At 56.4% G+C, this 5,033-nt stretch carries 6 protein-coding genes; 5 read left to right on the top strand and 1 reads right to left on the bottom strand.

What is annotated here, in order from left to right; translation table 11 throughout:
• The first annotated feature begins 255 nt into the window (after positions 1–255).
• Complete coding sequence (locus A6A04_RS17410) at positions 256–606, top strand: MbcA/ParS/Xre antitoxin family protein (RefSeq protein ID WP_041043062.1); 351 nt, start codon at positions 256–258, stop codon at positions 604–606.
• A 767-nt stretch (positions 607–1,373) separates the two neighbouring features.
• Here A6A04_RS17410 and A6A04_RS17405 read toward each other — a convergent pair.
• Positions 1,374–1,847: a bacteriohemerythrin gene (locus A6A04_RS17405; protein ID WP_041043060.1), complete on the bottom strand. Its 474-nt coding sequence runs from the start codon at positions 1,845–1,847 to the stop codon at positions 1,374–1,376.
• Positions 1,848–2,143: 296 nt separating this feature from the next.
• Between A6A04_RS17405 and A6A04_RS17395 the strand changes: the two genes are divergently transcribed.
• The 4 genes from A6A04_RS17395 to A6A04_RS17375 all read left to right on the top strand — a co-directional run.
• Complete coding sequence (locus A6A04_RS17395) at positions 2,144–2,332, top strand: DUF3024 domain-containing protein (protein WP_009867415.1); 189 nt, start codon at positions 2,144–2,146, stop codon at positions 2,330–2,332.
• A 639-nt stretch (positions 2,333–2,971) separates the two neighbouring features.
• A complete protein-coding gene (locus tag A6A04_RS17390; protein ID WP_236686432.1) occupies positions 2,972–3,184 on the top strand; it encodes a hypothetical protein in 213 nt (70 codons plus the stop codon).
• A 150-nt stretch (positions 3,185–3,334) separates the two neighbouring features.
• Complete coding sequence (locus A6A04_RS17385) at positions 3,335–3,949, top strand: LuxR C-terminal-related transcriptional regulator (RefSeq protein ID WP_068495171.1); 615 nt, start codon at positions 3,335–3,337, stop codon at positions 3,947–3,949.
• Positions 3,950–4,455: 506 nt separating this feature from the next.
• On the top strand, positions 4,456–5,033 hold a 578-nt coding region (locus A6A04_RS17375), incomplete at its 3' end, for a leucine zipper domain-containing protein (protein ID WP_156612670.1).

Below are 5,033 nucleotides of genomic sequence, written 5' to 3'. Positions count from 1 at the left end.
TTCATCTGAGTTCCCCTGTTTCCTTCAGGTTACGGGAACTCACTCTCCGCGTGGACCGGATTTAAGGGGGAAGGTCACTTGGGCTGGCGGCTGAGAGCAACCTTGATGGCCAAATTGGCCATCAATTCCGCCCGTTCGTTGGCGGTATCAATTTCGTCCACGCTTAGCACCTTGTCAGTTGATGGCCGGCCCAGTAGATAATGCGAAAGTCTGGACGAACAAGGGTTTTGAGACGCGCTTGGAGCCTATTGGACGATGATGATCACGGTGGATAGCGAACCTGATCGAGAGGCGAAACTGGCGGAGATCGTCGCCAAGATCCGCCAGATTCTCGTCGGAGATGACCCACGGGGCATCGTTGAGACAGTCACGCCCGAACCGCCGCAACCTGTGCTGACCGGGATCAGTGTCGGCCGAGCCCATCGTTTAACCCTTTTGGCAAACCATGTTTTCGGCGATGAGGATAAGGCCTGCATCTGGTTGACGGAGCCGCAGGAGAGGTTTGGGGGCAAATCTCTGATGCAATTGGCCGAGAATCCCGCCGTTGCCGATCATATTGAGGAGGCATTGCGGCGGATCCATGAGGAACAGATTTTCAAGGATTAACCAGAAATACGCGCCAAACGCGGCCACATCAAATAAACAAATACTGTGAACAAATTTACCATGAATTCGAATTCAGAACAAAATAAAAGCGCACTTGATCAATGCTTTATAGATACAGTTAGGCATTTGCCACATATAGAGACGCCAGACAAGCTTGAACAAGTGACGGAATTGCTTTTGATGGCGGTTCTCTCGAGAGAGCCATTGAAGCCATTGCGGAATGCATTGGTTGCGTCCATCCGCCACACAATAAATGAAGTGCGCAATCGACCGTCAGGCCATGGAAGACGGAACGCCATGAGGCTGTCTGTGGTGATGTGCCGAAAAACTCTGCACGTGGCCAGGATCGCGTCAAAAGTGATCTGACCATACGAGGCATGATCTGGCTTTAACCTTGAACGCAGTGCGCACCACTCCGGTGGCGCCGAGGAACGGAGGGGGGCTGTGTAGCGCCAGGGCCAAGAATGCCACCTGGGCTTCCCGCAAATGGCAACGACGTTACTTTCATCTGCAGCTGCCGGTAACGCGTTACCAACCGGCCGGGGTGGCCACGAAGGCCAAGGCGTTGATGTTGTGTGAAGCGGGCTCGCGTCATAATGCGCAAGACCTCGTTCGGGGGGAATGTCTCGGCGCTCATGGAATGGAAGTTCTGGGCACACCTCGTTCGCACTGCCCGATTTTATCAAGTGCCGCTATTCAGCAGATTTCCGCCCATCGGCCAGAATCTACGATTTGTCGTGCCTGACAGGCTCACTGTTTGGTGAGCACTATCCTGCGGCTTCCGCTGCCAGGAAGGCGAGAGGGCGAGGATCCACGGCGGAATCTCTTATCCACCGCTTATACTGCATGTCCTCATTGAGAATGTGGTGAGTGAGCCATTTGATAACGAGGTCGGGAAGGTCGTCCGCCGCTGACTTGGTCCCACTTTGATAGGTTTCGGAAATCGCCCTCACCCTGGCTTGAAACTTACGGTGTTTATGGTGATGTTCAGAGAGTTGCGTATATCCGACCGCCTTCAGCGCCTTTTCCTCGCGAAGGAAATGCCCATCTACATACTCTTCCAGGATCAAGAGAGTGCTGGCGATGATCAAGCCCTGTTCCCGCTTATCGGCGAGCGAATCGTAAAGCAGTCGAGCAATGTCAAAAAATGCCTTATGGTCGGAGTCCAGCGTGTCATTGCCCACGGACATGTCGGGGGTCCATTCAGGGATTGCACCTCGAGCGCCATCACTGGCTTCCATTTTCGCCTCCCTAAAGTGGCTTTTGGCCCCAGGTAGTTCTGGTGCCGCTCAGCGAGCTGATTGTGCCAAACCATCCGCAGGTGATATGACCAATGCAACAAAGGCTCATAGCCGAAGGCCTGTCAAGGGAGGCTATCAGCATGGCCATCTGCATTAGCGGAAGTGGGCACAACTTCCGTGACAATGAGATCATCGTCAGCAAGACGGACCTTCAGGGGCGAATGACCTTTTGTAGTGACGTTTTTATTCGCATCTCAGGATACGCGGAAGCCGAGTTGGTCTGAAAACCACATAACATGATCCGGCATTCGACCTGGGTGAAGAATTCCGACGCCCCATTCACCCGGCTGGACTGGATGGGACGGGATCGCTTCGATGTCATGTGGCACCGGCATACCGGAGAGTGGCACTGCTTCTACCAGGGCCTGTCGCTGGCCAAAGCCTTGAACGTCATCGAGACGGATAACATGCTTCACCCGGTTTGATCCAAATGGCTTTCACCGGAGGGAAACATTCTATCCGAAGTCCGAAAATCTCTACACATTTTTCTGCCGGAGAGTGGCCTCGCCGTGGCGGATAGAGATTGCGGTGGGAGGCGGTCCTTATCCTGCTGGCGGCACCTGCGGGGCCGCGCCCTGGATGGCGAACCAAAAAGGTACAGACTGCTCCACCCCCGCCAACCGCCGCTCAAGGCGCAGGTACGCTATGGCCCCGTTGCGCCACTATCGGACCCAGACTGCTACCACCCCCGCAATAGCTGCCACCACAGCCAGCCACGCAAACCATGGCTTGGAGCGGCGGCGAATTGGCGGAGGCGCAGATAGACCAAAGTGACGCATGAGTGTTCCCAAAATGCAGATGGCCGACCGGGTGGCTGTCGAAGGCGGCCCGGTCGGCCTCGCGGGGGGGCCGAATTGGCGAAACTGCTCCCCTGAAGGAATTGTGCTCTATCTCCAAGATCCGTCAAGCAATTGATAGCGGCAGACAAGACACGCGTTGAGCCCGTTGGCAGCCGCGCAGCAAGTGATCGCTATGCCCCCAGGTTGGGCCTATCTTGGTTTCAATCTGTCACTTGATCAGGCCGTCATCAGTGTGCAATGAAACGCTCCCAAGGGGAGTGGGTCATGAAAGCTGTTGCCCTCGGCGATCTTTATCAGAGTGACGGTCGGAGCCGGACGGTTTGGTCGGTGGACAGCATCATCGACGTCCCGAAGTCGGGAACCATGGTGCGGCTGGCGAAGATCGATGGTTATGGTTCGGTAACCGTCCATGTGTCTCAACTGGGAGTCGGCAGCGGCTTCACCAAGATCGATGAGGCTCTCGTCCAGACCCGTTGATACGCCAATTGATGGAACTGCGTGTTGACAATGTGTGCCCGAATATCAAGGGGATCTGCATTATCAGGTGCATTCCGGACGGAATTGAAGCATACTTTGGACGTAACTCTCATATGGCCAATGGCGTGAAAAGTGGGCCTGGCAGTTCCGATGAAGATCCTTATTGCCGATGATCACCAGTTATTTCGCGAAGGTCTGCGTCACATCCTCACCCTGTACGCGGAAGCTTCGCACATTGTGGAAGCGAGCAGTTTCGCAGAAGTCATTGAGGCGGGAGAACGTGAATCGGGCATCGACTTGGCTCTGCTCGATCTGACAATGTCCGGTGGGCCTTGGCCTGAATGTCTGGGGAAGTTGCGTCATCTGCTTCCGTCGCCAGCGCACATCGTGATCGTTTCTGACGTCGCCGACAGGTCCGCCGTCAATCTTGCGATCGACCTCGGAGCGTCGGGCTTCATCACAAAAGCATCATCTAGCCAAGTTTTTCTGGCGGCGCTAAACTTGGTTGTGGCTGGCGGCATTTACCTTCCTGCGGAGTTTGCCGCTCCCGCTAATCAGCTGGTTACCGCCACAGTCGAGGCGCCGAATATTACTCACCTCACTCCGAGGCAGCGTGAGATTATCAGCCACTTAAAGACTGGAAAGTCGAACCGGGAAATAGCCACTGATCTTGGGCTGGCGGAGGGCACTGTGAAGCTTCATGTAACGAGCATACTAAAAGCTTTGTCCGTTCGATCTAGGACACAAGCCGCTTTGCTTGCTTAAAAATTGCCGCAATCTGTTCGCAGATGACTGCGGATTACCCGGCGTTGACGGCGCGGCCCGTGTGGAGTGCTGTCACGCCGAAAGGCTCCTTTGGGTCGATGGAGCGGTCGTGCTCAGTTAATGTCGTCGTCGATACTCGGCTCCCTTCAATCGAAACCAGCAGTGCTGGGGATAGGTCACAACCTTCCGCGGCACGAAAGGGGAGCGGGACAGACAGTGGAAAGATTGCCCCATGTGCGCCGATTACATTCCGCCCATACACTCAAGCAGCCGACGAGGCTGGGAGGATCTCCGCACACTCGAGCGTGACTACTTTCTGCTGGCGGCATTCGGCGGCCCGTCCGAATGGCAGCCAGTCATGGAAAACCTTGGTCTTGACCGGGTAGAGGCCGCTCGCATCGCCAATGCCATGTCTCCCCTAGCTGTGAAGTCTCAGGAGGTTGCCCACTCGATCTGAACCGAGGAAGCTGAAGTTGCGACACTTTGGCTAACGAGGGAGAGACCGAATGGGCATCCACAAGAATGCCGTTCTGACACCGACTGGTCGAGAGATTCTGGTGCGGCGAGTTCTCGATGAGGGGCAAAGGCCCATGTCGGTGGCCACCGACATGGGCCTTTGCGTTCGCACGGTGCGCAAGTGGGTTGCGCGGTTTCTGGCGGAAGGTGTTGCCGGACTTCAGGACCGCTCATCGCGTCCGCATCGTTCCCCGGCACAAACGCCCGCTGCCCTTGCCGAGCAAATCGCGGTTTTGCGGCGCCAGCGTCGGACGGGAAGCGAGATCGCCGCCATCGTGGGCCGGTCCAAGGCCACCGTCTTCCGCATCCTCGGCCGTCTGGGCATGAACCGGCTGAAGTCTCTGGAACCAGCCGAGCCGGTGCGCCGCTACGAACGTGATGCGCCGGGCGAGATGATCCACATCGACATCAAAAAACTGGGTCGCTTCAACAGGATCGGCCATCGCATCACCGGCGACCGTACCGGCCAGAGCAACAGCCGGGGCGTCGGCTGTCAACGGCGACCTAATTTTCCCCATTTCGGGCGGACGGAAATTCCCCAGGTGGAGGGATCGGTGATCAGCCGGAT

This window comes from Paramagnetospirillum marisnigri (genome assembly GCF_001650715.1).
In the GTDB taxonomy this organism is placed as follows: Bacteria; Pseudomonadota; Alphaproteobacteria; order Rhodospirillales; family Magnetospirillaceae; genus Phaeospirillum; species Phaeospirillum marisnigri.
This window is presented reverse-complemented; position numbering and strand designations above follow the sequence as displayed.